This window comes from Kribbella sp. NBC_00889, from assembly GCF_045207705.1.
Lineage (GTDB): Bacteria > Actinomycetota > Actinomycetes > Propionibacteriales > Kribbellaceae > Kribbella.
Window position 1 is genome coordinate 7,399,030 of record NZ_CP108783.1, and the last position, 24,875, is coordinate 7,423,904.

At 67.9% G+C, this 24,875-nt stretch carries 23 protein-coding genes; 9 read left to right on the top strand and 14 right to left on the bottom strand.

Annotation, left to right across the window (positions count from 1 at the left end; genetic code table 11):
• Positions 1-40 precede the first annotated feature (40 nt).
• Complete coding sequence (locus OG817_RS36260) at positions 41-907, bottom strand: hypothetical protein (RefSeq protein ID WP_396394194.1); 867 nt, start codon at positions 905-907, stop codon at positions 41-43.
• 231 nt (positions 908-1,138) lie between these two features.
• Here OG817_RS36260 and ilvA point away from each other — a divergent pair, with 231 nt between their 5' ends.
• Positions 1,139-2,422 carry a threonine ammonia-lyase IlvA gene (gene ilvA / locus OG817_RS36265; protein ID WP_396394195.1) on the top strand — a complete coding sequence of 428 codons (1,284 nt, stop codon included), beginning with the start codon at positions 1,139-1,141 and terminating at the stop codon, positions 2,420-2,422.
• A 48-nt stretch (positions 2,423-2,470) separates the two neighbouring features.
• Here ilvA and OG817_RS36270 read toward each other — a convergent pair whose 3' ends face one another.
• The 8 genes from OG817_RS36270 to OG817_RS36305 form a co-directional block, all read right to left on the bottom strand.
• A complete protein-coding gene (locus OG817_RS36270) occupies positions 2,471-3,001 on the bottom strand; it encodes a GNAT family N-acetyltransferase (RefSeq protein ID WP_406049406.1) in 531 nt (176 codons plus the stop codon).
• 277 nt (positions 3,002-3,278) lie between these two features.
• Positions 3,279-3,521 carry a LuxR C-terminal-related transcriptional regulator gene (locus OG817_RS36275; RefSeq protein ID WP_131362600.1) on the bottom strand — a complete coding sequence of 81 codons (243 nt, stop codon included), beginning with the start codon at positions 3,519-3,521 and terminating at the stop codon, positions 3,279-3,281.
• Between the two features lie 4 nt (positions 3,522-3,525).
• On the bottom strand, positions 3,526-4,947 hold the full coding sequence (locus OG817_RS36280; RefSeq protein WP_406049407.1) for a rhamnulokinase family protein: 1,422 nt from the start codon (positions 4,945-4,947) through the stop codon (positions 3,526-3,528).
• Complete coding sequence (locus tag OG817_RS36285; RefSeq protein ID WP_406049408.1) at positions 4,944-6,404, bottom strand: arabinose isomerase; 1,461 nt, start codon at positions 6,402-6,404, stop codon at positions 4,944-4,946. The genes OG817_RS36280 and OG817_RS36285 overlap by 4 nt, the downstream gene beginning before the upstream one ends.
• 15 nt (positions 6,405-6,419) lie before the next feature.
• Positions 6,420-8,453: a bifunctional aldolase/short-chain dehydrogenase gene (locus tag OG817_RS36290; protein ID WP_406049410.1), complete on the bottom strand. Its 2,034-nt coding sequence runs from the start codon at positions 8,451-8,453 to the stop codon at positions 6,420-6,422.
• Between the two features lie 4 nt (positions 8,454-8,457).
• Entirely contained in the window at positions 8,458-9,621 is a 1,164-nt protein-coding gene (gene rhaI, locus OG817_RS36295; RefSeq protein ID WP_406049412.1) for an L-rhamnose isomerase, read from the bottom strand.
• 5 nt (positions 9,622-9,626) lie between these two features.
• Positions 9,627-9,968: an L-rhamnose mutarotase gene (locus tag OG817_RS36300; protein WP_406049413.1), complete on the bottom strand. Its 342-nt coding sequence runs from the start codon at positions 9,966-9,968 to the stop codon at positions 9,627-9,629.
• Positions 9,969-9,978: 10 nt separating this feature from the next.
• On the bottom strand, positions 9,979-11,058 hold the full coding sequence (locus OG817_RS36305; protein ID WP_406049415.1) for an ATP-binding cassette domain-containing protein: 1,080 nt from the start codon (positions 11,056-11,058) through the stop codon (positions 9,979-9,981).
• A gap of 226 nt (positions 11,059-11,284) precedes the next feature.
• On the opposite strand from OG817_RS36305, the gene OG817_RS36310 reads away from it, so the two are divergent.
• Together OG817_RS36310 and OG817_RS36315 are read left to right on the top strand one after the other, a co-directional pair.
• Positions 11,285-12,364, top strand: coding sequence for a LacI family DNA-binding transcriptional regulator (locus OG817_RS36310; RefSeq protein ID WP_406049416.1), 1,080 nt, complete (start codon positions 11,285-11,287; stop codon positions 12,362-12,364).
• Between the two features lie 74 nt (positions 12,365-12,438).
• Complete coding sequence (locus OG817_RS36315) at positions 12,439-13,527, top strand: YbhN family protein (RefSeq protein WP_406049417.1); 1,089 nt, start codon at positions 12,439-12,441, stop codon at positions 13,525-13,527.
• A 3-nt stretch (positions 13,528-13,530) separates the two neighbouring features.
• Here the strand turns inward: OG817_RS36315 and OG817_RS36320 are convergent, their stop codons facing one another.
• Complete coding sequence (locus tag OG817_RS36320; protein ID WP_396394207.1) at positions 13,531-14,208, bottom strand: TetR/AcrR family transcriptional regulator; 678 nt, start codon at positions 14,206-14,208, stop codon at positions 13,531-13,533.
• Between the two features lie 98 nt (positions 14,209-14,306).
• On the opposite strand from OG817_RS36320, the gene OG817_RS36325 reads away from it, so the two are divergent.
• Positions 14,307-15,110 carry an alpha/beta fold hydrolase gene (locus OG817_RS36325; protein WP_406049418.1) on the top strand — a complete coding sequence of 268 codons (804 nt, stop codon included), beginning with the start codon at positions 14,307-14,309 and terminating at the stop codon, positions 15,108-15,110.
• A gap of 1 nt (position 15,111) precedes the next feature.
• Here OG817_RS36325 and OG817_RS36330 read toward each other — a convergent pair whose 3' ends face one another.
• Genes OG817_RS36330 through OG817_RS36340 form a run of 3 tightly spaced genes read right to left on the bottom strand, consistent with a single transcriptional unit; the run spans position 15,112 to position 18,001 of the window.
• The gene (locus OG817_RS36330; RefSeq protein WP_406049420.1) at positions 15,112-16,050 is read right to left on the bottom strand and encodes a hypothetical protein; all 939 of its coding nucleotides are present in this window, start codon (positions 16,048-16,050) and stop codon (positions 15,112-15,114) included.
• Complete coding sequence (locus OG817_RS36335; RefSeq protein WP_406049422.1) at positions 16,040-17,179, bottom strand: mandelate racemase/muconate lactonizing enzyme family protein; 1,140 nt, start codon at positions 17,177-17,179, stop codon at positions 16,040-16,042. Before OG817_RS36335 ends, OG817_RS36330 begins: the two co-directional genes overlap by 11 nt.
• Positions 17,180-18,001, bottom strand: coding sequence for an IclR family transcriptional regulator (locus OG817_RS36340; protein ID WP_406049423.1), 822 nt, complete (start codon positions 17,999-18,001; stop codon positions 17,180-17,182).
• 110 nt (positions 18,002-18,111) lie between these two features.
• On the opposite strand from OG817_RS36340, the gene OG817_RS36345 reads away from it, so the two are divergent.
• Genes OG817_RS36345 through OG817_RS36365 form a run of 5 tightly spaced genes read left to right on the top strand, consistent with a single transcriptional unit; the run spans position 18,112 to position 24,095 of the window.
• Positions 18,112-19,068 carry a carbohydrate ABC transporter permease gene (locus tag OG817_RS36345; RefSeq protein WP_406049425.1) on the top strand — a complete coding sequence of 319 codons (957 nt, stop codon included), beginning with the start codon at positions 18,112-18,114 and terminating at the stop codon, positions 19,066-19,068.
• Positions 19,065-19,904 (top strand): carbohydrate ABC transporter permease, encoded by an 840-nt coding sequence (locus OG817_RS36350; RefSeq protein WP_406049426.1) that lies wholly within the window; start codon positions 19,065-19,067, stop codon positions 19,902-19,904. The genes OG817_RS36345 and OG817_RS36350 overlap by 4 nt, the downstream gene beginning before the upstream one ends.
• A 29-nt stretch (positions 19,905-19,933) precedes the next feature.
• A complete protein-coding gene (locus OG817_RS36355; protein WP_406049427.1) occupies positions 19,934-21,268 on the top strand; it encodes an ABC transporter substrate-binding protein in 1,335 nt (444 codons plus the stop codon).
• Positions 21,269-21,276: 8 nt separating this feature from the next.
• Positions 21,277-22,311: a zinc-binding dehydrogenase gene (locus tag OG817_RS36360; RefSeq protein ID WP_406049428.1), complete on the top strand. Its 1,035-nt coding sequence runs from the start codon at positions 21,277-21,279 to the stop codon at positions 22,309-22,311.
• A 2-nt stretch (positions 22,312-22,313) separates the two neighbouring features.
• Positions 22,314-24,095: a glycoside hydrolase family 36 protein gene (locus OG817_RS36365; RefSeq protein ID WP_406049429.1), complete on the top strand. Its 1,782-nt coding sequence runs from the start codon at positions 22,314-22,316 to the stop codon at positions 24,093-24,095.
• Positions 24,096-24,100: 5 nt separating this feature from the next.
• Here the strand turns inward: OG817_RS36365 and OG817_RS36370 are convergent, their stop codons facing one another.
• Complete coding sequence (locus tag OG817_RS36370) at positions 24,101-24,856, bottom strand: SDR family NAD(P)-dependent oxidoreductase (RefSeq protein WP_406049430.1); 756 nt, start codon at positions 24,854-24,856, stop codon at positions 24,101-24,103.
• Positions 24,857-24,875: the final 19 nt, after the last annotated feature.

A 24,875-nucleotide genomic window follows, 5' to 3' on the forward strand; every position in this document is an offset into this window, starting at 1 on the left:
CAGTACCCACCCAGGAGCGTGGTGAGTGCTGCGCAGCCGCCTAGTTGGCTTCCTTCGTAGCCCAGTAGTGCCACTGTGGGGACGCGGCTGGGGAGCGGGTCAGGCCGTCCGGCCAGGTGGCCGGGAGGTCGTGACTCCGCGCCGCGTACAGGATCACCTCCGATGCGATGCGGTCGCCGCGGACGGCGACACGGGCAGCTGTCTCGGCACGCATGTCGGTGAGGTAGTGGATGGCCGGCAGGAACTCCGCGCTCAGCCGTGGACTCAGCCGCCCGACCGGTTCGTCGTCCAGCCGGACCTCGACCACGATCCGGTGCCGGTCGTTGAAGCTGTCCTCCTCCTCGATCGCGTGCATGGTGCCGTACGCCCAGCACTCGCCTTCCGCACGGAAGAACGGCGCCAGTACGTCGGGATGCACCTCACTGCCCGGTACGACGATGCCGCTGCCGGGCGGCAACAGGTGAAAGCTGCCCGGCGGAGGCAGATTCACCGGGACCAGCATGTGCGGCTGGCCGAGGGCCACCGCCACACTGGCATGGAACTCGGTGTCCTGGTCGCCCTTGCCGTCCCAGTCCGCCGGCTCCCACTCACTGACCCACAGGTGGCACGGCACCTGCGGTTGCAGGCCTTGCGCCACCAGTTCTGACAACACCGCGTGGTACCGGTGCGCATCGTCCCTCGGCAGGTAGCCGACAACCTTCCCCTGCACCCGTACGGCGATCGATCGGGGGTCGAAACGGTTGTGCGGTTCCGGGACCAGGTCCGCGTCGGTGTCCAAGTCTGCGCCACGCGCTGGGATGGGGTCGGGAAACAGGCTTCGGATCGCCTGCTCGTGCGGAGCCTCCCGCACGACCTCCTGACCACACCACAGGGCGTCTCCCCACAGACTGAACGGAATCAGTTCCATCCGTGCCCTCCAGTCCACTTGACCGGCTTTACTCGGCTCATCCCGTCCAGCACCCTGGCCGTTACACCGAGTGAGCGTATGAAAACTAGACTGCCCAGTGAAGAGCCGTTTCACGCCTGGGGCAAGGGTCTGTTCTCCAATGGTGTCCCAGTCGTCCGTACTGTGGACGCGGATTGTCTTGTGCAGCGAGCGAATCGGCGAAGATCGTGCAAATGCACGGGAAGGAACGTCATGCAGGGCAGTAGTTCAGTCGCTCGATCGAACGCCGGTCCGGCCGTTGACGCGGCAGCGATCGAGGCGGCGGTACGGCGAATCGACGGTGTCGCGGTGCGTACACCGTTGCAGCGCAATCTTCGGTTGTCGGAACGCACCGGCGCGCAGGTCTGGCTGAAGCGGGAAGACTTGCAGATCGGCCGGTCGTACAAGCTCCGCGGCGCGTACAACCTGGTCGCCCAGCTCGACGACGAGGCGAAGTCGGCGGGCGTGGTGTGTGCCAGTGCGGGCAACCACGGTCAGGGGTTGGCGTACACGTGCCACACCCTCGGTGTGCAGGGCAAGGTCTATGTTCCGCGTACGACGCCGCGCCAGAAACGGGACCGGATCGCGGCGCTCGGCGGCAAGCAGATCCAGGTGATCATCACCGGTGACACATACGACGATGCTGCCGCTGCGGCGCTTGCCGAGGGCGAGGCCACTGGCGCGACGATGGTCCCGGCGTTCGATGACCCGAGAACCGTTGCGGGGCAGGGGACTGTGGCTGTTGAGCTGATCGAGCAGCTCGGTCAGGCGCCGGACGTGTTGGTGGTTCCGGTCGGTGGTGGTGGGTTGGTTGCGGGCGTTGCGACCTGGCTGATGGAGCGGCATCCCGGCGTACGGATCGTTGGTGTGGAGCCTGCCGGTGCGGCGAGTATGGCGGCGGCGCTTTCGGCTGGTGAGCCGGTGACGTTGCCGCATCTGGACAGCTTTGTGGACGGGGCCGCCGTACGGCGTGTGGGAGACGTGACGCTGCCGTTGGTGGCGGCTGCCGGGGTCGAGATGATGTCGGTCCCCGAGGGGCTGGTGTGCTCGGAGATGCTCGAGCTGTACCAGACGGACGGGTTGATCGCGGAGCCTGCCGGGGCGTTGTCTACGGGTGCCTTGGGCAACGGTCTCGAGGTGCGGCCCGGTGAGACCGTTGTGTGCCTGCTGTCGGGTGGGAACAACGACGTCAGCCGGTACGGGGAGATTCTCGAGCGGTCGTTGGTGCATGAGGGGTTGAAGCACTACTTCCTGGTGACGTTCCCCCAGGAGCCGGGGGCGCTGCGTCAGTTCCTGGATGAGGCGTTGGGGACGGATGACGACATCACGCTGTTCGAGTACGTGAAGCGCAACAACCGGGAGACTGGTGTGGCGTTGGTCGGCATAGAGATCAGCCGGCCGACGGACCTCGACGGGTTGCTGGCGCGTATGGATGCCGCACCGTTGGAGATCGAGCGCGTCCACCCGAACTCCCCGGAATTCAGATACCTGATCTGAAGGCCCCACGCGCGAGAGGCCGGGCCGTGGGGTGGCTGGTGCAGCGAGTCAGGTTCGGGTCAGCGGGCTGGGGCGTTCGAAGATGAGCTCCAGGCCGTCCTCGTCATCCCACTGTTCGCCGTTCTCGACGAAGCCGAAGCCGGCAATGGTGGCCAGGGACGCTTGATTGGTGGGGCTGATCGTGGCCCGCACTGTCCGTACTGCGGGTTCGGCCGCCGCACGCTCCAGGAGCGCGGTCACGATCGCCTTGGCGAAACCCTGTCGCCGGTGCAGCGGGTCTACTGTGTAGCCGATCTCCACCATGCCGGCCTCGTCCGGTGGACCGTGGAAACCGGCGTAGCCGACCACGATCCCGTCGGCCACGACGAGCTTGACGAGCCACCCGAAGGTGGTGGGATCCCGGGTCAGCTGATCGAGGCGGTACTGCCAGAGCCACTTGGCCCTGTCCGTGAGGAACTCGTCGCCGAGTGGGAGGCCGAGCTCGGTCTGTGCCGCGGGACGGTCGTCGGCCAGCAACGCGCTCAGCGCGGTACCGGTCATCTCGACGAAGCGAACCGCTCGGGGGAAAGTAGTAGTCATCGCAGCCATCCTCGGCCCCGGCGGCCCGCCAGGCGAACCATTTACGGCGCTTGTCTCGCTTGTGTGGGTGGTTCGGCGAGCTGGATCGGGTCCGGGGGAGCGTAGTGCACCGGATTCGGCAGGCAGAACTCCCCACTCTGGCCCGCGAGGCGGGCAGAACCCCTCGCCCGCCTGACGTGCGGACCTGCGCCACTCACCAAGCCCCCCAAACGCTCAACCGTGGGGGCCGCCGAGCGTGAGAACGCTCGCTTGGTGAGTGGCGCACGTCCGGTCGAGCTCAGACAAGACCGCGGCGAGCGGCCCAGACGATCGCCTCGATCGCGGTGCCGAAGCCGAGCCGGTCGCAGACGGTTCGAGTACGGCGGCGGACCGTTCGTTCGGACAGATCGAGCCGACGCGCCACGGAATCGACCGGAAGGCCGGTGGCAAGCAGGCGAAGGAGTTGCAGGTCGTCATGACTGATCTCGCGCGGTGGCACGCGGCGGGTAAGAGGGCGAAGTTCCTGGGGGAGGACGGTCATCGGATCAACTAGCTCCGTATAGCCGGGACTCGGCGGCGTCCCAGTCGGCCGGTTTTCCCTGCGGCTCGTAGCACCGCAGACGATGGGTGGAACGGACCAGGGCGCGCATCGCTCCCAGGTCCGGCAACGGCTCGCCCAATGCGCGAGCCTGAACCAGAACGTTGCCCAGCGCCGACGCCTCGACCGGCCCGGCGAGCACAGGCAACCCACAAGCGTCAGCGGTCAGCTGACAGAGCAACTCGTTCTGCGAACCGCCCCCGATGACGTGCAGTACGTCGACCGGCCGGTCCGCGATCGTTTGCGCTTCCCGCAACGTCCGGCGGTACGCGAGCGCGAGACTCTCCAGCACACACCGGACCGCGGCCGCCCGCGAACGCGGCGGCTCCTGCCCGGTCGCCCGGCAGTGCTCGTCGATCCGTGCCGGCATGTTGCCTGGAGCAAGGAACTCCGGAGCGTCCGGGTCGATCAGTACGGCGAACGCCGGTGCGCCGGCCGCATCCCGCAGCAGCCCCTCGAGATCGTCGTCTTCCCAGACGCGCTGGCACTCCTGCAGGATCCACAGCCCCATCACGTTGCGCAGGAACCGGATCCGCCCGTCGACCCCACCTTCGTTGGTGAAGTTCGCCTCGCGAGCCTCGTCCGTCAGCACCGGCTCCTCCAACTCGAGCCCCACCAACGACCACGTCCCCGACGAGATGTACGCGAACCGCTCATCCCCCGCCGGCACAGCCACCACCGAAGAAGCAGTGTCATGCGACCCCACCGCAATAACCGGCGTACGCGCCGCCAGTTCGGTCGCGGGTAACACCGTCCCGACGACGTCACCGGGTTCGCGCAACTCCGGCAATATGCCCAACGGCACGCCAACTCGCGCGGCCAATGTCTCGCTCCATTCGCGCGCACGTACGTCGTACAGCTGCGTGGTGGAAGCGTTCGTCCGCTCAGCCCCGGCCTCACCGGTGAGCCAGTAGCCCAACAGGTCAGGAATCATCAGCAACTTCGCCGCCTGCCCGAGCAACTCCTCGGCGGCCAGTTGGTAGATGGTGTTGAAGGGTAGTTGCTGGAGGCCCGTAATGGAGTACAGCTCGGCGGCGGAGACGCGGGTCAGGACGGGTTCCATGACGCCGTCGGTGCGGGAGTCTCGGTAGTGGACGGGGTTGCTGAGGAGGCGGCCCGAGGCGTCGAGGAGGCCGTAATCGACGGCCCAGGAGTCGATGCCGATGCCGTCGACGAGACCGGCCGCGCGGAGGCCGTCGAGCATGGACCGGTAGAGGTGGAGGATGTCCCAGTGGAGGGTGCCGCCGACGCTGACCGGGCCGTTCAAGAAGCGGTTGATCTCGGTGAGCTCGAGTCGGCCGTCCCCGACCATGCCGAGCATGACGCGTCCACTGGACGCGCCCAGATCCACCGCCGCGACTCGCTTCATGGGGAAACGACGGTCAGGTCGAGGTGGAGGAGGTCGGCGACCGCGGCCAGGTCCTTCGCCTTGTGACCGGTCCCGAGCGCCCAGTGGTGCGCGATCCCGGACGCGGACCATGCGTCGGTCCACTCACCTGGGTCGCATCCGAAGTCGACCCGCGACGTCGTGTTCCCGATCTGGAGCAACGGCCCGGGTACGACGGTCCCCTCGGACGCGATCAGATTGAACGTCCCGTCCCGCCGCTGCCCGAGTCCGCAAGCAGTCACGGGCCCGTGCTTCACGTCGAACTCGACCGACACGCCCCAGCCCCGCTTACCGTGATAGACCCCGAGCCCTCGCAACAACGGCTTCCGGGCAGAGATCGCGAGATGCGCCGGCCCGTCGTGGCCCATCTCGACCACGTTGTCATTGAAGTTCAGCGCCTGTAGCTCGGTGAACGACCCGCCGGCACCTAGCTTGTCCATCATCAGCATCGCCAGCGACGTACGGAGCTCGTACTCACCGGCCGCCGGCACACCTCTTGCCGTCAGCAACGAAGCACCCAGGATCATGCCGGCCGCCACGCGCTCGTGCATCTCGCCGTCGAGCCCGCGGTGGTAGTAGGCCAGCGAGGTCAGAGAGAAGTCCTCGACCAGCCGATCGAGCGCGACCGAGACGGTCGCACCCCACCGGAAGTCGTCCTCGTCCACCGAGTCGTCGAGCGTGAAGATCTCCCGGGCGACCTTCATCCGCTCCTCGGTCTCCGCGGCACTGACCTTCTCGGCCCGGACGCGCAGATCGTCGATCTCGAGGATCTCCACGTGCCCGCCGAGCTGTGCGGACACCAGCGTCGGGTCGGTGATCACGTCCATCATCCCCGGGTACAGGTGCCCGAGCAGGCCGTGCCGTCCGTGCCGAAAGGCTGCGCGTACGCCGGCCGCCAGGATCCACCGGTTGATCCGCGCCCATGCACGCTCGTCCTCCAGGTACCCGGACACCGACCGGAAGTCGACCCCACACCGCTCGAACGCGTTCGCCATCTCCGGTAGCGGACACGCACCGCAGTACGCGAGCCAGGCACCGGTGTCGAACGTCGCGTGGTCCATCGCCTCGGTCGGCTGCAGGTTCAGCAGCAGCACCGGTGCCCCGCTCCGCTGCGCGACCGGGACCAGCATCGACGCGGTCATGTACGTCGTCAGGAAGCCGACGATCAGATCGCAGTCCGCCAGCCGCAGCTTCTCAGCCGCCGCGGCCCCTTCCTGCGCGTCCGAGATGAACCCGACGTCGATCACCTCGCAGTCCAGCTCCGAGAAGCGCTCGGACACTCGCCGCGCGGACGCCTGCAACTGCGGCAGCAGGTCGGGGAACTGCGGCCAGTAGGCACCAAGCCCACCGGCCACCAGTCCGATTCGGGTCTTGCGCGGCTCGACCCACGGCAGTACTCCGCTGCCGTCGACAGACCGGCTCGGGTCAGTGGTCCACATAGCAATCTCCCCGAACTAGCGTAGGAACGCGGCGGCGACGCCGGCATCGACAGGAACATGCAGGCCGGTCGTGTGGGTGAGGTCGCCGCCGGTCAGTGCAAAGACGGCCGCGGCCACGTTCTCCGGCAGCACCTCGCGCTTCAGCAGCGTCCGCTGCGCGTAGTACGCGCCCAGCTCCGACTCGGGTACGCCGTACACCGCGGCCCGCTGTGCACCCCAGCCCTTGGCGAAGATGCCGGATCCGCGGACGACGCCGTCCGGGTTCACCCCGTTGACACGGATGCCGTACTCACCGAGCTCCGCGGCGAGCAGCCGGACCTGGTGGGCCTGGTCGGCCTTGGCCGCGCCGTACGCGACGTTGTTCGGCCCGGCGAAGACCGAGTTCTTGCTGGAGATGTAGACGATGTCGCCACCGAGTCCCTGGTCGATGAGGACCTTTGCGGCCGCCCGCGAGACCAGGAACGATCCCTTCGCCATCACGTCGTGCTGCAGGTCCCAGTCCTTCTCCGTTGTCTCCAGCAACGACTTGGAGATGGACAGTCCGGCATTGTTGACAATCAGATCGACGCCGCCGAAGGCCAGAACGGCCGCACGCAGCGCCTCCTCGACGGCCTCCGCCGACGACACGTCCGCGCCGACGGCAACCGCGGCGTCGGACGACCCGATCTCCTTGGCCACGGCTTCGGCCGCGGCCAGATCCAGGTCGGCCACCACCACACACGCGCCTTCCGCGGCCAGCCGCTGCGCGATCGCCTTGCCGATCCCGGAGCCACCGCCGGTGACGAAGGCGACTCGCGTCGCCAGCGGCTTCGGTCGAGGCATCCGCTGCAGCTTGGCCTCCTCCAGCGCCCAGTACTCGATCCGGAACTTCTCCCGCTCGTCGATCGGCGCGTACGTCGACACGGCCTCGGCGCCACGCATGACGTTGATCGCGTTCACGTAGAACTCGCCGGCGACCCGTGCGGTCTGCTTGTCCTTGCCGAAGCTGAACATGCCGACCCCGGGCACGAGCACGATCGCCGGATCCGCACCCCGCATCGCCGGGCTGTCCGGCTCGGCATGCCGGTTGTAGTAGGCGGCATACTCGGACCGGTATTCCTCGTGCAACTCCTTCAGCCGGGCCACTGCCTCTTCCACCGAGGCGGAGGCGGGCAGGTCCAGCACCAACGGGCGCACCTTGGTCCGCAGGAAGTGGTCGGGACACGAGGTGCCGAGCGCTGCCAGCTCAGCCAGCTTGTCCCGGGACAGGAACTCGAGCACCCCCTCGGAGTCGGTGAAATGCCCGACCTGCGGCTTGTCGGTCGACGCGAGACCACGGATCACCGGCGCCAGCGCGGCGGCCCGCACGCGGCGCTCCTCGACCGGCAGTGCCTCGAAGCCGGCGACCACAGCGCCCAAGGGTTCGTCCACACCACGCTCCGCGAGGAAGCGTTCCGCCGTACGAATGATCTCCAGGGAGTTCGCCTCGCACTCGGCCGAGGTGTTGCCCCACGCGGTGATGCCATGCCCGCCGAGGATGCAGCCGATCGCCTCCGGGTTCTCCCGCTTGACCGCCGCGATGTCGAGACCGAGCTGGAACCCGGGCCGCCGCCACGGCACCCAGACCACCCGGTCGCCGAAGCACTCCGCGGTCAGCTTCTCCCCGTCGGCCGCGGTCGCCAGCGCGATCCCGGAGTCCGGGTGCAGATGGTCGACGTGCGGCGAGTCCACCAGACCGTGCATCGCGGTGTCGATCGACGGCGCCGCGCCGCCCTTGCCGTGCAGGCAGTAGTCGAACGCGGAAACCATCTCGTCCTCGCGGTCGACGCCCGGGTACACGTCGACCAGCGAGTTCAACCGGTCGAGCCGCAGTACGGCGAGGCCGGCCAGCGTCAACGTGCCGAGGTCGCCACCGGATCCCTTCACCCAGACCAGGTCGACGGGCTGCTGCGTGACCGGGTCGGTCGCCGTACCCTTCGCCGACGTGTTCCCGCCGGCGTAGTTGGTGTTGCGTGGATCGGCACCCAGTCGGTTGCTACGCGCAACGAGCTCGGCTGCAGTGTCGGTCATTGATTCAGGCTCCCCATCCGGCTTGCTGGCCGTCGGCTCGGTCTTTCACGATCTGCTCGAAGTAGCCGCTGCGCTGGTACGCGGCGACCGGGTTCAGGTCCAGGCCCTGCGACTCGCGCAGTTCGGCGAGCAGCGGCCGGACGTCGGTGTTGTAGGCATCCATCAGCGCGGCGTTCGCCTCCAGCACGTCACCCGAGGCCTGGGCCGCGCGGAGTGCGTCCCGGTCGACCAGGAGCGCCTTCGCGGTCGCCTCCTGGACGTTCATCACCGACCGGATGATGGCCGGGATCTTCACCTCGATGTTGTGGCACTGGTCGAGCATGAAGGCGATCCCGCGGTCCGGGTCGAGCGCGCCGCCGCGGACGATCTCATTCATGATCCGGAACAGCTGGAACGGGTCGGCCGCACCGACCATCAGGTCGTCGTCGGCGTAGAACCGGCTGTTGAAGTCGAACGCGCCGAGCTTCTTGGCCCGGAGCAGGAACGCGACGATGAACTCGATGTTCGTCCCCGGCGCGTGGTGCCCGGTGTCGATGCAAACCGTTGCCTTCGGCCCCAGTTCCAGGCAGTGCGCGTACGACGTACCCCAGTCCGGCACGTCGGTGGTGTAGAAGGCCGGCTCGAACAGCTTGTACTCCAGCAGCATCCGCTGGTCGTCACCGAGCCGGTCGTACACCTCCTTCAGCGCGGCCGCGAGCCGGTCCTGCCGGTCCTGGATGTCGTCCTGGCCCGGGTAGTTCGTGCCGTCGGAGAACCACAACTTCAGGTCCTGGGACCCGGTCGCGTCCATGATGTCGACGCACTCGAGCAGATGGTCGGTCGCCTTCCGCCGTACCCGCGGGTCCGGGTTCGTGACGCTACCGAGCTTGTAGTCGTCGTCCTGGAACACGTTGCTGTTGATCGCCCCCAGCCGTACGCCCTGCTCCTTCGCGTACGCCGACAGCCGGGCGTAGTCGTCGACCTTGTCCCACGGGATGTGCAGCGCGACGCTCGGCGCGACGCCGGTGTACTTGTGCACCACAGCGGCGTCGGCGATCTTCTCCTCCGGGGAGCGGGGCACACCGGGCTGGCTGAACACCTTGAACCTGGTCCCGGAGTTGCCGAACGCCCACGAGGGCAGTTCGATCTCCTGGCGGCTGAGTGCGTTCTTCACAGCGTCGGTCGTCATGGTTCTCAGTCCTCTTTCAGGTGGAAGATCTCGGGGAGCAGCAGGAACGACTCGTCCGGCGGCCGGCCGTCATCTGTACCGTCTCCTTGGCTAGTGAAGAACTCGGTCATCTGGGCCTGCCAGCGGGTGTTCACCTCGGTCGCCGCCATCGCCTTCTGCGCCGCCTCCAGGTCCTCGGACTCGACGTACCCGATCAGCAGGCCGTCGTCGCGGAGGAAGAGCGAGTAGTTGTGCCAGCCGGAGTCCCGCAGCGCGGCCTGCATGTCCGGCCAGACGTTGCGGTGGCGGTCGACGTACTCGTCCAGACGGTCGGGCCGGACCTGGAGGCAGAAACAGTAGCGATTCATGAAGTGGCTCTCAGAAGTTGAACTGGTCGATGTTGGCGGCGGTGAACTCGGTCGGCGGGCCGAGCACGATCTCGCCGTCGGCGCCGATGGTGTACTCGCCGAGCTGCCCGGCCTTGAACTTCTCGCCCTGGGCGCCGGTGATCTGGCCCGAGCTCAGCGCGGCACCGGCGTACGCGGCCAGGTAGCCGATGTCGGCCACCTCGGACCGGCCGGATCCGACCAGACCGGCCAACGCGACGATCTCCCCGGCGTGTACGTCGAACGAGACGTCGAGGAACACGGGATCGCGGCTCAGACCGCGGACGCTCAGGGCGACCGCGCCGAGTGTCACGTCCTGCTTGGGGAACAGCGCACCGAGGTCGCGGCCGACCATCTTGCGGACCATCTCGTCGACCGTGATGTCGGTGAGCAGGTCGGTGGAGACGTGCCGGCCGTCACGCATGATCGTCACCCGCTCGCAGAGCGCGGTGACCTCCTCGAACCGGTGCGAGATGAACATCAGCGCGGCACCGTCGTCCCGCAGCGACCGGGCCACGGCGAACAGCCGCTCGACCTCCACGCCGGTGAGCGCCGCGGTCGGCTCGTCCATCACCACCACGCGAGCATCCGCGGACAGCGCCTTGGCGATCTCGACCAGCTGCTGGTCCGCGATCGACAGCCCGCGCGCCGGCCGGTTCGGATCGATCGACACGCCGAGCCGGACGAACAGCTGGGCCGCCTGCTGGACCATCGCCGCCCGGTCGATAGTTTTGAAACGACCCAGAGGCTGGCGGCCCATCGCAATGTTCTCGGCCACGGACAGGGCCGGGAACAGCGTCGGCTCCTGGTAGATGACCGCGATCCCGGCCGCCTTCGCATCCGCCGGGCCGCCGAGATCGATCGGGATGCCGTCGAGTTCGATCGTGCCGCTGTCCGGGCGATGCACCCCGGCCAGCATCTTTACGATCGTGGACTTCCCCGCGCCGTTCTCGCCGACCAGGGCGTGCGCCTCACCGCCGTACAGGTCGAAGGAGACGTCCCGGACGGCGGCGACCGCGCCGAACGACTTCGACACCTCGCGCACGCTGAGCAGCGGGCGGCCGTCGGGCATGGTCACCTCCAACTCGGCGCGGTGAGTTGCTGAAAGGTTTCAAGACGATGGCATGAAGCTAAGCGTGCACGACTGGAGGCGTCAAGACCTCGCCCGCCTTTCGGCCGCCCTCCGGCGGCCGGACTCGGACGAATACTGCGGATCTCCCGGTCCGAACAGGTACGCTCCACCCGCTAAGACGTTTCAAACCGGTCCATCCCAGGATCACAACGCAGGGAGGTCGCGCATGCCGGACAGCGCGCCCGAAACCTTGCCTTCAGGAGGCGGAAAGCGGCGGAAGGCCGCCAAGCGCCATACCGCCGGCGTGAAGGCAGTTGCCGCGGCGGCCGGGGTGTCGCTGGGGACCGTGTCGAATGTGCTGAACCGGCCGGAGGTGGTCAGCCCGCTGACCCGGGCCAAGGTCGAGGCGGCGATGGCCTCGCTGGGGTTCGTCCGGAACGAGTCGGCCCGGCAACTGCGCGCGGGCAGCAGCCGGATCCTCGCGTATCTGATGCTCGACGCCGGCAACCCGTTCTTCACCGACGTGGCCAAGGGTGTCGAGGAGGCGGCCCAGGCGGCCGGACTCTCGGTCTTCCTGTGCAACAGCAACGAGGACGCCGACCGCGAGGCCGACTATCTCGACCTGCTCGAGCAGCAACGCGTCCAGGGCGTCCTGATCACCCCGATCGACCAGAACTCCTCCCGCCTGCGCAAGCTCCCCTCCCGCGGTACGCCGGTCGTCGTGGTGGACCGCAACATCGACGACGGCGAACACTGCTCGGTCGCGGTCAATGACATCCTCGGCGGCGAACTCGCCATCGCCCACCTGCTCGAACTCGGCCACGAACGGATCGCGTACGTCGGCGGCCCGAACACGATCGGCCAGGTCGTCGACCGGCGCGACGGCGCCCGGCGCGCCCTGCGCAAGGCCGGGAAACCCCCGGAGAACCTGATCGAGCTCACCACCGGTGCGCTCACCGTCGCCGAGGGAAGGGGCGCAGGGCAACGACTTGCCGGTCTCCCGGCAGCCCGGCGGCCGACCGCCGCGTTCTGCGCGAACGACCTGCTGGCCCTGGGCTTGCTGCAACAGTGCGTCAGTCTCGGCCTGCGTGTTCCCGAGGACCTCGCCATCGTCGGGTACGACGACATCGAGTTCGCCGAGGCGGCCGCCGTACCGCTGACGTCGGTGCGCCAGCCGCGGCAACTCCTCGGCCGGACCGCCGCCGAGCTCCTCCTCGACGAGTCGTCGAACCCGGACCACGAACACCAGCGGGTCACGTTCACCCCGGAGCTCGTCGTCCGGACCTCGACCCGCGGCACCCTCTGAGCCTCGATCCACCGATCGACCCGGCAGGTCGCGCTATCGTGGCGAGGCGACTCGTCCACTGAGCGGGGTGAGACATGCGCGTCGCTGGCGGGGCTTTGGTGCGGCGTTGGGGCGGCCGCGCTGTCGGCTTGGCCATCACCGGTGTCGGCCTCTACATCGTGGCGCCGAGCATCTTGTCCCTCTTCGGAGCCTGGCCACGCCTCGCGGACGTGGAACCCTGGTGGTTCCCGGTCCTCGTCGTACTGGAGGCCCTCAGCTTCGCCGCACTGTGGTGGCTCGCCAGACTGGCCCTGGCCGAGCGCGCAGGGGACGGGGAGCCACCACCCGTCCATTCGGGCTGGGGCACGCTCGCGACGGCGCAACTGGCCGGGAACGCTGCCAGCAAGGTCGTCCCCGGCGGCCCAGCAGCCGGCGGAGTCCTCCAAGCCAGGCTCTTGATCCAGGCCGGGCAGCCCGCGGCGGTCGTCGCCTCCGCTCTGACCGCGATCGGCCTGATCACCACCGGCGTGCTGTTGTTGTTGCCCATCCTCACGGTGCCCGCCCTGCTGATCGGCCCACCGCCGGCGCGGCAACTGGAGCTCGGTCTCCTGGTCTCGCTGATCCTGGCCATCATCATCGTCGGTCTCGGGTTCACCGCGCTCACCTGGAGCCGGTTCGTGGTGGTGGTCGGTCGCGTAGCCGGTCGCGTCATCCACATCGTCAAGCGCAGCGTGACTGCGGACACCTGCTCCGCGACGCTGATAGCGCAGCGCGACCGGGTTGCCGCTGCCTTCGAAGGTCACTGGTGGAAAGCGGTCCTCGCGGCGGCGGCGAACCGCATGTTCGACTACGCCGCACTCGTGGTCGCGCTGGCCGCGCTCAACGCACATGCCCGCCCGTCCGAGGTCCTCATGGCCTATGTCGTTGCTCAGGCCCTCACACTGATCCCGATAACGCCGGGTGGTCTCGGCTTCGTCGACGCCGGTCTCACCGCGCTGCTTGTTGTCATCGGACTCAGTGCCGACACCGCACTCATCGGGACGCTGCTGTATCGGCTCATCTCGTTCTGGCTGCCGATCCCGGTGGGCCTCCTGGCCTGGACGGGCTGGCGGATCCACCTGCATGTCACCCGTCCGTCGAGGACAAAGGCGCCCGAGCCCCCTGCCGCCGGGGACGACGAGTAGCGGCTACGCGCCGTACGCGGCGAGGAAGACGTCGACCGCCTGATCGGCGAGCTGGTCGAGCTCACCGGCGACCGGCCCCGCCTGGGTGCCGGCGAACATCGCCCGGTTCATCGGCTTGTACATCACCAGTCCGGCGAATTGGTACGCCGCCAGCGTCGGGTCGTCGAGCTCACGCAACAGACCGCGCTCGGTCAACCGGGTGAGAGCTTCGCCCAACGCCTCCAGCGATCTCTCGAAACCGGTGTTGAACCAGGCCCCGCAGACCTCCGGGAACCGATCCGCCTCGGCGATGACGAGCCGGCGCAACTGGAGCACGCTCCCGGCGGTAAGGCTGTCCAGGAGCCGGCGAGCCAACGCCCGAAGGGCTTCGCGCGGGTCGGTGGCTCCCTCGAGCGTGTCGGCGTACGCCTGGGCCAGGCCGTCCATCAGCTGATCGCTGGTGCCGAGGACGATCTCGGCGAACAGACGCTCCTTGTTCTCGAACTGCTTGTAGACGGTCTGTTTGGACACACCCGCCTTCGCGGCGACCTCGTCCATGCTCGCGCCGAGGTAGCCGTGCTGCAGGAAGACCTCGGTCGCCGCGGCCAGGATCGCCCGGCGTTTCCGCGGCGTACGGCCCTCGCCTTCGATCTCGACGGCCTGTCCGGGCTGCCAGACGGCAGCGCGTTGTCGGTACTCCACGCGGTCCTCCTCGAGTCGTCCCAAAATCATACTAGACAGTCCAGTTCCTCTCTGAGTACTGTACGGTCTAGTTCCCAACGATCAGAAGGAGTACGACGATGAGCACAGTGAGGTCCGCCGACGGTACGACGATCGCCTTCGAGGCCTGGGGATCCGGGCAGCCGCTGATCATGATCGACGGCGCCACCGCGCACCGCGCGGTCAACCCGTCGAACGCCGAGGTCGCGAAGCTGCTGAGCGACGAGTTCCGGGTCTACGCCTACGACCGTCGCGGGCGCGGCGAGAGCACCGACACCAAGCCGTACGCGATCCAGCGCGAGATCGAGGATCTCGCCGCGCTGATCGAGGACGCCGGGCAGCCGGCGATCGTGTTCGGCTGGTCGTCCGGCTCACTGCTGGCGCTGGACGCCGCTGCCGCCGGGCTGCCGATCACGGCGCTGGCCCTGTTCGAACCGCCCGTGGTGGTCGATGACGGCCGTCCGCCGCTGCCGTCCGACTACGTCGAGCAGCTCGACGCGTACGTCGCGGCCGGGGACCGCGGCGCCGCGGCGGAGCTGTTCATGACGGCCGCGGCCAACATGCCGCCCGAGTTCGTCGCCGGCATCCGGCAGAGCCCGTACTGGACCCCGGTCGAGGAGATCGCGCACACCATCTCGTACGACGGACGCATCATGGGCACGACCATGTCCGGCAACCCGCTCCCTGCCGAGCGCTGGGCGGCGGTCGACGTCCCGGTCCTGGTCATGCACGGCGACGCCACCGCGCCCTGGCTGATCACCGGCGCCGAGGCCATCGCCACGCGCCTGCCGACCGCGCGCCTGCTCCCGGTCACCGGCGAGAACCACAATGCCGAGCCGCCTGTCCTCGCCCCGGTCCTGCGCCAATTCGCGCACGACCTCTGAGTCAGCGGATCAGGTGAGCCGTCAGTTGCCAGGACTTGGTGGCGCCTGCGGGGAGGATCTGATGGGTGCCGGCCGCGACGCCGTCGTTGACGGAGAGGGGGTAGCCGGTGCAAGGCTCCAGGACGAGGACGTCGAGGCCGCGCCAGCCTCCGCCGTACGAGGCGAAGAGCCAGCACGACGGTAGGTCGGTGCGGTCCCAGGACAGCCGGAGGCCAGTGCCGACGGAGGGATGCCGCACTCCGCACTCGCCGCGTTCGAGCGTGCTGGCGATGAGGAACTCCGAGACGCCGCGGCTCGTGGTGTCGGGAAGAGTGCGGAGGTCGTGGCCCGAAGCCCACGGCCAGGTGAAGCTGCCACCGTCCGGCCGGACCCGCGGATCACCGAACTCGTGCATCAGCACGTCGCCGGCCGCGACGTCGATCACCGTGTCCGGACGCAGCTCCACGGCCACATGGGACTTCCACAGGAACGGCTGATCGATCCGGCCCTTGTTCGCGATCCGATAGTCGACAATCAGGTCCGGACCGGCACCGACCGTGAGCCGCTTCGTCACCTCGGTCCCCGTCACGGCACCGCGGACCGTCAGCTCGAGCCACACCTGACCGGGGTCCGAACCAGTGCTCCAGTGCCACGGCACGGCCCACAACTCGCCGTGATCCGGGACCGGTTCGCTCGCCAGCACCTCCGGCTCGTCGTTCGGGTACAACTCGTCCCAGCCGCCGAGAAACTGGTCGTCGTACCCCGACCCGAAGGCGGCGGGCCGGATCGGGACGCGGTCGTTGCGCCAGAGCAGTTCGGCGTCGACCCGCTTGTCGACGATGCTCATGACCTTGCCGCCGAGTCCGGGGAGGACGACGATCCGGGTCTCCGCGTTCTCCAGGATGACCGCTTGCTGACCGGCCAGCGACCACTCGGTCGACAGACGTGGGCTAGTCGACACGAAGCTGCTCCATCACGTCGGCATCCACCTCAACCCCCAGCCCTGGTTGGTCGAGGGGAACCTTGACCGTGCCATCGGCGAACGCGATCTCGCGCCGGACCAGGTCGCGTGCGATCGGCGAGGTCGACACGGTGTGCTCGATCAGTCCGCCGTTCGGGATCGAGGCCGCGAAGTGGGTCGAGGCCGCCACCAGCACGCCGCTCTTGAAGGCGTGCGGCACCAACCGCCGGTGCCGCGCGTGCGCCAGCCAGGCCAGCCGGCGCCCGGCAGTCAGGCCGCCGCAGCGGGCCAGGTCCGGCTGGATCAGATCGAGCTCACCCTCGTCGATCAAGGTCTCGAAGGCGGCATAACTGCTCTCCTGCTCACCTCCCGCGATCGTGAGCGACGTACGGCGGGAGAGCTCGCGGTAGCCCGTGATGTTGTCGGGGGCAACGGGTTCCTCGAGCCAGGCGATGCCGTAATCCTCGTACATCGCGGCCATCCGCAGGGCGGTCTTGGTGTCCCAGACCTGGCCCGCATCGATCATCACGTCGATGTCGTCGCCCACGGCTCGCCGGATCTCCTTGACCAGTTCTTCATTGAAGTCCCGGTCCGGCCCGATCGGTCCCCAACCGAACTTCATCGCCCGGTATCCCTGCTTGGCATGGTCCGCCGCGGCCTTCGCCGCCAGCAGAGGCGTGTCCGGCATGACCAGACTCGCGTACGCCGTGAGCCGGTCGCTGCGCGCTCCACCGAGCAACCGCGCCACCGGCACCCCGAGAATCTTGCCGGCCAAGTCCCACAGCGCGATGTCGACTCCGCTGATCGCATGCATCGTCGCGCCACCGGAGAAGTAGCGACTGCCCTCCACCATCGCGTGCCAGCAAACCTCGATGTCGAGCGGGTTGCGACCGAGCAGGATCGAGCGCAAACCTCGGGCGATCAGGTGCGACGGTTCGGCCTCGACGACCGCCTTCGCGACCAGTGGTGCCGAGTCGACCTCGCCCACCCCCACAGAGCCGTCGCTGGCCGTGACGAAGATCAGCAGGGTGTCCTGCGTCCCGTCGCAGCGGTCCGCATCCACCGCGGACAACCTAAGATGGACGGCCTCGACGTCGGTGATGGTCAGATTCGTTGCTGTGGTGGACATTCAGCCTCCGGTGAAGGGCTCGGGAGCGTGCAGGACCGCGCCGCCGAGCTCCTCGGTGACGATCTCGCGGATCCGGGGCAGCCAGCTGACGAGGTCTTGCGGTGTCGTCCGACTGACCACCGCGCTGATGCTGATCGCGCCGGTCGGTCGGGTCGGCGAATCCAGGAACAGTGGCAGCGCGACGCAGACGATGCCGAGGTCGTTCTCCTGCATGTCGAGCATGTAGCCGTTGCTGCGGCCCTCCGCGAGGGAGTCGTGCAACGCCTCCGGCGTACGCAGCGTGTGCGGTGTCCGGGCCTCGAGCGGTCCGTACTCGGCGACGTACTGATCGACCTCCGTGCGGTCGGTGAGCTCGTGCATCAGCAGCGCCTTGCCGAGACCTGTGCGGTACGCCGGATTCGAGCCGCCGATCACCGAGCTCATCTGGAACGTCTGCCGGCTGGGCGAAACCTTCGCCTGGTAGACGATGTTGCCGTCGACAAGGACTCCGTAGTGGGTCGTCTCTCCGGTCTCGTCCGCGAGCCGGCGCAGCAGCGGGCCCACCGTGAGACTCGGCGCCCGCGCCTCGTGGTACCCGAAGACGAGCCGGAGCAGATCGAAACCGAGATGGTAGACGCCCTGGGCGTCCTGCCGGGCGAATCCCGCCTGGACCAAGGCGCCGAGGGCACGATGAGCGCTGGATTTCGGCGCGTCGAGGGCCGCTGCCACCTCGCCCAGTCGTGTCCCGGCAGGGTTCTCCGCCAGGTGGCGCAGCACCGCCAGTACGCGCGCCGAACCGGTCAGGGCGCTCGCCTCTACGGCACGGTTCCCCTCTGTTTCCATCAGCCCCCTGCTTTCGTCCAAACGGTTGACTCCACCCTCATCTTTGCTCCTACTATGCCAACAGGTCCCGCTGATAGGAACAGCGTTCCGATAATTGGAACGAGGGAGTTATGGCTCAACGTCTTGCAGTCCGCCCGGCGGCCGACGAACCGGTGGCGAGTACTCCGCCCCGCCGCGGCCTGACCATGACCCGGCGCCAGGCGTTGTGGTGCTACGTCTTCATCGCGCCCGCCGTCCTCGGCCTACTGCTGTTCTCGATCGGGCCGATGCTCGCCTCGCTGGGATTGAGCTTCACGTCGTACGACATGCTGACCAACCCGGTGTGGACGGGCGTGGACAACTACAGCGCGCTCTTCGCTGATCCGATCTTCCGCAAGTCCCTGAGCGTGACGCTGATCTACGGCCTGGTGAGTGTTCCGGCCACGATGATCCTCGCGCTCGTGCTGGCGATCCTGCTCAACACCAAGCTGCCGGCGCTGAAGTTCTTCCGCTCGGCCTACTACCTACCAAGCGTGATCAGCGGCGTCGCCGTCGCCATGGTGTGGCAGTGGATGTTCAACGGCGAGTACGGCCTGATCAACGCCGCACTGGCCAAGGTCGGCATCGACGGTCCGTCCTGGCTGACCGACGAGCAGTGGGCGTTGCGCGCGCTGATCTTCATGAGCCTGTGGGGATTCGGCGGCACCATGCTGATCTACCTGGCCGGCCTCCAGGGCGTGCCGAAGGAGCTCTACGAGGCGGCGAAGGTCGACGGTGCCTCGACGTTCCGCCAGCACCTGCACGTGACCGTGCCGATGCTGTCGTCGGTGACGTTGTTCAACCTGATCATGGGCATCATCAACAGCCTGCAGGTGTTCGCCGAGCCGTTCGTGCTGACCAAGGGAGGGCCGAACAACTCGACCCTGCTGCTGTCGGTGTACCTGTACCAGAACGCCTTCCAGTACCTGAAGATGGGCTACGCCTCCGCGATCGCCTGGGTCGCGTTCGCGATCATCATGGTGCTCACCCTGCTGGTCTTCCGCTCGATGCCGATGTGGGTCCACACCGAGACGGAGGACGACCGATGACGCCTCGCAAGGTCCTGCCGCTCGGGACCTGGATCCGGCTGATCGTCTTGTCCGTCGGCTGTTTCGCGGTGCTGATGCCGGTGGTCTGGATGGTGCTCACCTCGCTCAAGGCGCCGACCCAGGTGTTCGTGACGCCGCCGATCTGGAAGTTCACTCCGCAGTGGCACAACTACGCCGAGGTGTTCCAGCTGGTGCCGTTCCAGCGCTACATCCTGAACACCGCGACGATCGTCGGCCTGGTGGTACTGGGTACGCTGCTCAGCTGCTCGTTCAGCGCGTACGGGTTCGCCCGGCTCCAGGCCCCCGGCCGGAACGCGATCTTCCTGGCGCTGATGGCGACGCTGATGCTGCCGACCACGGTCACGCTGGTGCCGACGTACATCGTGTTCAACCACCTCGGCTGGCTGAACACCTTCAAGCCGCTGATCCTGCCCGCCTTCTTCGGCTCGGCGTTCTTCATCTTCCTGTTCCGGCAGTTCTTCATGGGCATCCCCCGCGAACTGGAGGAGGCGGCCCGCATCGACGGCGCCGGCTACCTGCGGATCTGGTGGACGATCTTCCTGCCGCTGAGCTGGCCGGTGATCGCCACCGTCACCGTCTTCACCTTCATTGCCTCGTACAACGACTTCTTCGGCCCGGTGATCTACCTGTCGGACGAGTCGAAGTACACGATCGCCGTCGCCCTGTCCTACTTCAGCGGTTCGCCCCGGATCGGGCCGCAGATGCACCTCACCATGGCCGCGACCACCATCGCCGCGCTCCCGTCGATCCTGGTCTTCCTACTGGCCCAGCGCTACTTCATCCGGGGCATCGCCGTCAGCGGCGTGAACAAGTAGCCCGACCGTCACGTCGAAGGAGACGATCCATGTCGAAAAACACCGTCAGCCGCCGGATCCTGCTCGGGGGCCTGACCGCCGCCGGAGCAGCAGGCCTGGTCGGTTGCTCCGGGAACAGCAGTGGCGGGTCGGCCGCCGCGCCGGCGCCTACCGGAACCGCCTTGGTCGGAAAGACCGACCTGGAGATCTACGCCTGGACGAACGGCCCGACCATCGACGCGAACTTCCGCAAGCGGGTCGCGCTGTTCAACAAGGAGTTCGCCGGCAAGTACACCGCGAAGATCAACTTCCTGCCGTACGACCAGTACTGGCAGAAGGTGCAGTTGCAGTACGCCGCGAAGAAGCCGTTCGACATCTACTACTGGGATGTCCAGGCGTACGCCCACTACAAGAAGAACCTGGTCTTCAACGAGCAGCCCGTGATCGACACCACCCCGATGATGGACGCGAAGGCCTACCCGACCAAGCTGTACGACCCGTGGAAGTTCGACGGCCAGCACCTGTTCTGCGTGCCGGAGAACATCCAGTCGATGGCGATGTTCTACAACAAGTCCCACTTCGACGCCGCCGGGCTCGACTACCCGGATGCGACCTGGACCTGGGACAAGGTGGTCGAGACCGCACCCAAGCTGCAGAAGTCGACCGGCAGCAAGGTCACCCGGTGGGGCCTCGACATCGGTTCGCTCGGCATCTGGTGGGGGATCCAGTCGCTGTCCTGGGCAGCCGGCTCGTCGTTCGTCGACAAGGCGCTGGAGCCGACAAAGTTCCAGATGACCGACCCGAAGGTGGTCGAGTCGATGCGTTTCGTCCAGGACATGATGTGGTCCAAGCACATCGCACCCCGGCCGGACGAGCGGGCCGGGGTCGCGCAGAACAACGGGGGTTTCGCCTCCGGCGCGTACTCGATGATTGCCGACGGCACCTGGAACATCTCGTCGTTCCAGCAGATGAAGGACAAGTGGGCGATGGCCCCGTTGCCGAAGTACCAGGGCAACAGCATCGCGCCGTACTGGCTCGGCGGCTGGGTGATCCCCCGGCAGTCGGCCGCGCTGTCGGCGGCGCAGGCCTTCGCGACCTGGAGCGCGACCAAGTTCCAGCCCCAGATGGCCAAGGACCACGACTGGATCCCGTTGCAGAACGCGGCCCGGGAGTCCCAGGACATGCTGAAGGGGATGCCGGAAGGCTTCGAGGCGGCGATGAAGGACCTGTCGAACGCACGCATCGGCGACATCTACACCGCCAACATGCAGCAGATCTTCAACGAGGTCTACGGCAAGAACTTCGAGCAGTTGCTCAACAACAAGCTCACCCCGGAGGACGCCGCACAGAAGATGCAGGACGCCGCCACCAAGTTGCTCGGCTGAGGAGCGTTATGGAGGCGCTGGTTCTCAGCGACGTCGGACACTTCGACCTGGTCACTCTCGACGACCCGATCCCCGGGCCGGGCGAGGTCCGCATCGCCGTCACGGAGTCGGGGATCTGCGGATCGGAGCTCGGTGGGTTCCTCGGCACTGACGGCCTGCGCAAGCCCGGGCTGGTCTTCGGGCACGAGTTCGTCGGAGTGGTCGACGCGTACGGGCCTGACGTCCCGGTGGAGCAACAGCTGCCACCGGGTGCGTCAGTCACCGCAAACCCGCTGCGGTCGTGCGGGATCTGCCCGATCTGCGTGGCCGGGCACGAGAACGTCTGCCCGCAACGCAGGCTGCTCGGCGGCCACGTCCACGGCAGCAACGCGGGGCTGATCGTCGTATCGGCGACTGCGGTGCACCGCGTCGATCATCTGTCCGACCCGAGCTCCAGCGTGTTCGCCGAGCCGACGGCATGTGCGCTACGGGCGGTCGGACGCACCCGGATCTCGGCCGGCGGGTCCGCCCTGGTCATCGGTGCCGGTCCGATCGGCCTGCTCCTGCTGGAGGTACTGCGGTTTCGGGGCGTCGAGCACCTGTTCTTCACCGAGCGGGTCGAAGGACGGGTCGCCGCGGCCGAAGCCAGTGGAGCGAAACGACTCAGCGACGACCCGGACGCTCTCGTCCGGCAGCTCAAGGAGCTCACCCGCGGACTGGGCGCGGACGCGGTGTTCGACGCGGTCGGCAGCGCCGACACCCGAACCTCGGCGACGCTCGCCGCACGGCCGGGTGGAGACGTCTGCTTCGTCGGGCTGCATGCCGCCGACGGCGTGCTGCCGCTGCGGGACCTGATCCGTCGCGAGGTCGCCTGCACCACCAGCTTCGCGTACCGGCCGGACGAGTTCGGCCAGGCGGTCGAGTTACTCGGACGCGGCGAGTTGGTGTTCCGCGGCGAGGTGGTGCACGCGGCTCTGGCCGACGGACAGCACTGGTACGAGCAACTGATCAAGGGCCATCCGGCCGGCAAGGTCGTACTCCAACCCAGCAACCCAGGGACGTGATCGTGATCGAGACGCCGGAACTCATCCCCGCACTGCCCGGCGCCGAGGCCGGACTGATCCGGCACTCCGCCGAGGCGGCGACCTACGCAGTGACCGTCACCCAGGCTGGTGAGTGGGATCCACAGGTCGGCTCCATTGTGTTGCCCCGGGCAACGTCGATCGACGGCTTCACCAGCGGCTGGGGACTCGAGTACCAGCCGGTGGCCCTGCCGGTGGACGAGTCGGCCGAACTCGAAGTGACCACGGGTCGTTCCACGCAGGGCGCCGTACCGTGGCTGGCGATCGAGACCGAAGCCGGTGCGTACGTCGTGACGCTGCATTGGAGCGGGAACTGGCGAATCGCCAGCAGACCGACCGACGACGGCGTGCGGATCGATGTCGCGCTGCACCCTGACGGGCAGCGGATCATCCTCGGCGACGGTGAGACGTTCACGCTGCCGGAGGTCAGCATCGCGTGGGGCGAGACGCGTGCCTCCGCTGCCGCAGCCCTGGCGCGGCATCTGTCCGAGCAGGTCCCGGCCGGTCCGCCACTGCTGACCGAGTGGAACCACTGGTGGCCGTACGAGGACGCCGAGATCTCCGAGGACGTCTTCCTCGCGAACGCCGCCGTCGCCGCGGATCTGGGACTCGAGGTCGCACTGCTGGACGCAGGCTGGTTCGGTCGCCCGGAGGCGGACAGCCAGTGGTTCGCCGAGCGCGGCGACTGGCACCGGGTCAACTCCGCACGCTTCCCGCACGGACTGGCCTGGCTCGCCGATCAGACCCGCGCCCTGGGCATCGAGTTCGGCATCTGGATCGAGGCCGAGGCGATCGGCGCCCGCGCGTCCATCGCCGGCGAGCGGCCCGAGGTGGTCGCCACGGGCGACGCAGGTTCCAGCCTCGGCTACGTCTGCCTCGGCTCCCCGGCCGGGCAGGAGCACGTCTTCGCCAGCGTGTCCGGGCTGGTCGAGACCACCCGCGCCCGCTGGATCAAGTGGGACTTCAACCTCGATCCGGGAGCCGGTTGCACCCGCGACGACCACGGCCACGGCTCGGAGGATGGACTGCTGCGCCATTACCTCGGCCTGTACGACGTACTGGATCGGTTGCGTGCGGCCTATCCGGAGACTGTGCTGGAAGCGTGTTCGTCGGGCGGACTGCGGATCGACGCCGGGCTGGCCGCGCATGTCGACGCGTTGTTCCTCTCCGACCCGGACTGGACCGAACACCACCTCACGTGTCTGTGGGGTGCGGCTCAGCTGCTGCCGCCTCGTCAACTGCTGCACTGGCCGCAGAGTGAGTGGCGCGGCGAGCATCGGTTCCAGAAGGTCGACTACTCCGGCACGTTGATCACGTCGGACCAGTTCGACACGAAGATGCGGGCGGCGTTGCTGCATCGGTTCGGTGTGTCGGTGCGACTCACCGAGATGCGGCCGGAGCTGTTGCGGCGGCTTCGGGATCACGTGGACAGCTATCGGTCGGTGATCAGGCCGTTGGTCGAGACTGGCGTGCTGATTCCGCTGACTGAGCAGCCGTTGCGCGAGGAGAAGGGCTGGCGTCAGCCCGCCTACCAACTGACCGCGGACGACCGTCATCTCGTTGCCGGCTTCCGGTTGCACCCGACCGGGGGCTGGGAGCCAGTCCGGCCGGTTGGACTCGACCCGATGGCGACGTACGCCGTTGACGTGCTCGACGACGGGGAGCTGCGGCGGGCGGAGCGGCGTACCGGAAAGGACGTTGCCGAGGCCGGGTTGACGGCGACTGCCGGAACCTCGATCCTGTGGCTGCTGAGCCGTGCCGAATGAGGTCGTCAGGTCGGGTAGGGATAGCAGCGCGCGGTCGCGCCGCCGTCGACGGTGATCGACTCGCCGTTGACGAACGACGCCTCGTCCGACAGCAGGAACGCAACCACGCGGGCGATCTCCACTGGTTCGATCAGGCGGCGGATCGGGTGCAGGTCGGCGTACTCCGCGAGCAGAGCATCGGGATCGTCGGACGCATCGAGGAACGACTGGGTCAGCGGTGTCATCACCGCGCCCGGACGGACCGCGTTGCACCGGATGCCCTGGGCCGCCTCCTCCACCGCGAGTTGGCGCGTCATCGCGTCGATGCCGCCCTTCGTCGCGGCGTACACGAACGACTCGGGGAATCCGGCCAGCGAGTGGATGCTCGACATGTTGACGATCGCGCCGCCGGCGCCGCGCAGGGCTTCGGTGGCGACGGCGCAGCCCAGCATGGTGCCGATCAGGTTGACCTGGACGATCGCCTGCAGGTCGTCCTCGTCCAGTGCCCGGGCCGTCGTCGGTCGCTCGATCCCGGCGTTGTTGACCCATCCGGTCAGCCGGGAGTTCTGGGTGGCGACCTGCCAGGCTCGCTCGTGGTCCGCGCGGCGGGTGACGTCGCCGGTGACGCTGACGAACTTGTCGCCCAGCTCGTCGCGCAGGCTCTGCAGCCGCGGTTCGTCACGATCCAGCCCGATCACTGTCCACCGGCGTTCGACCAGCAGGCGGGCGATCGCCGCACCGATGCCGTTGGCCGCTCCGGTCACCACCACCGCGTTGTCCACGGCCCCAACCCTACGAGAG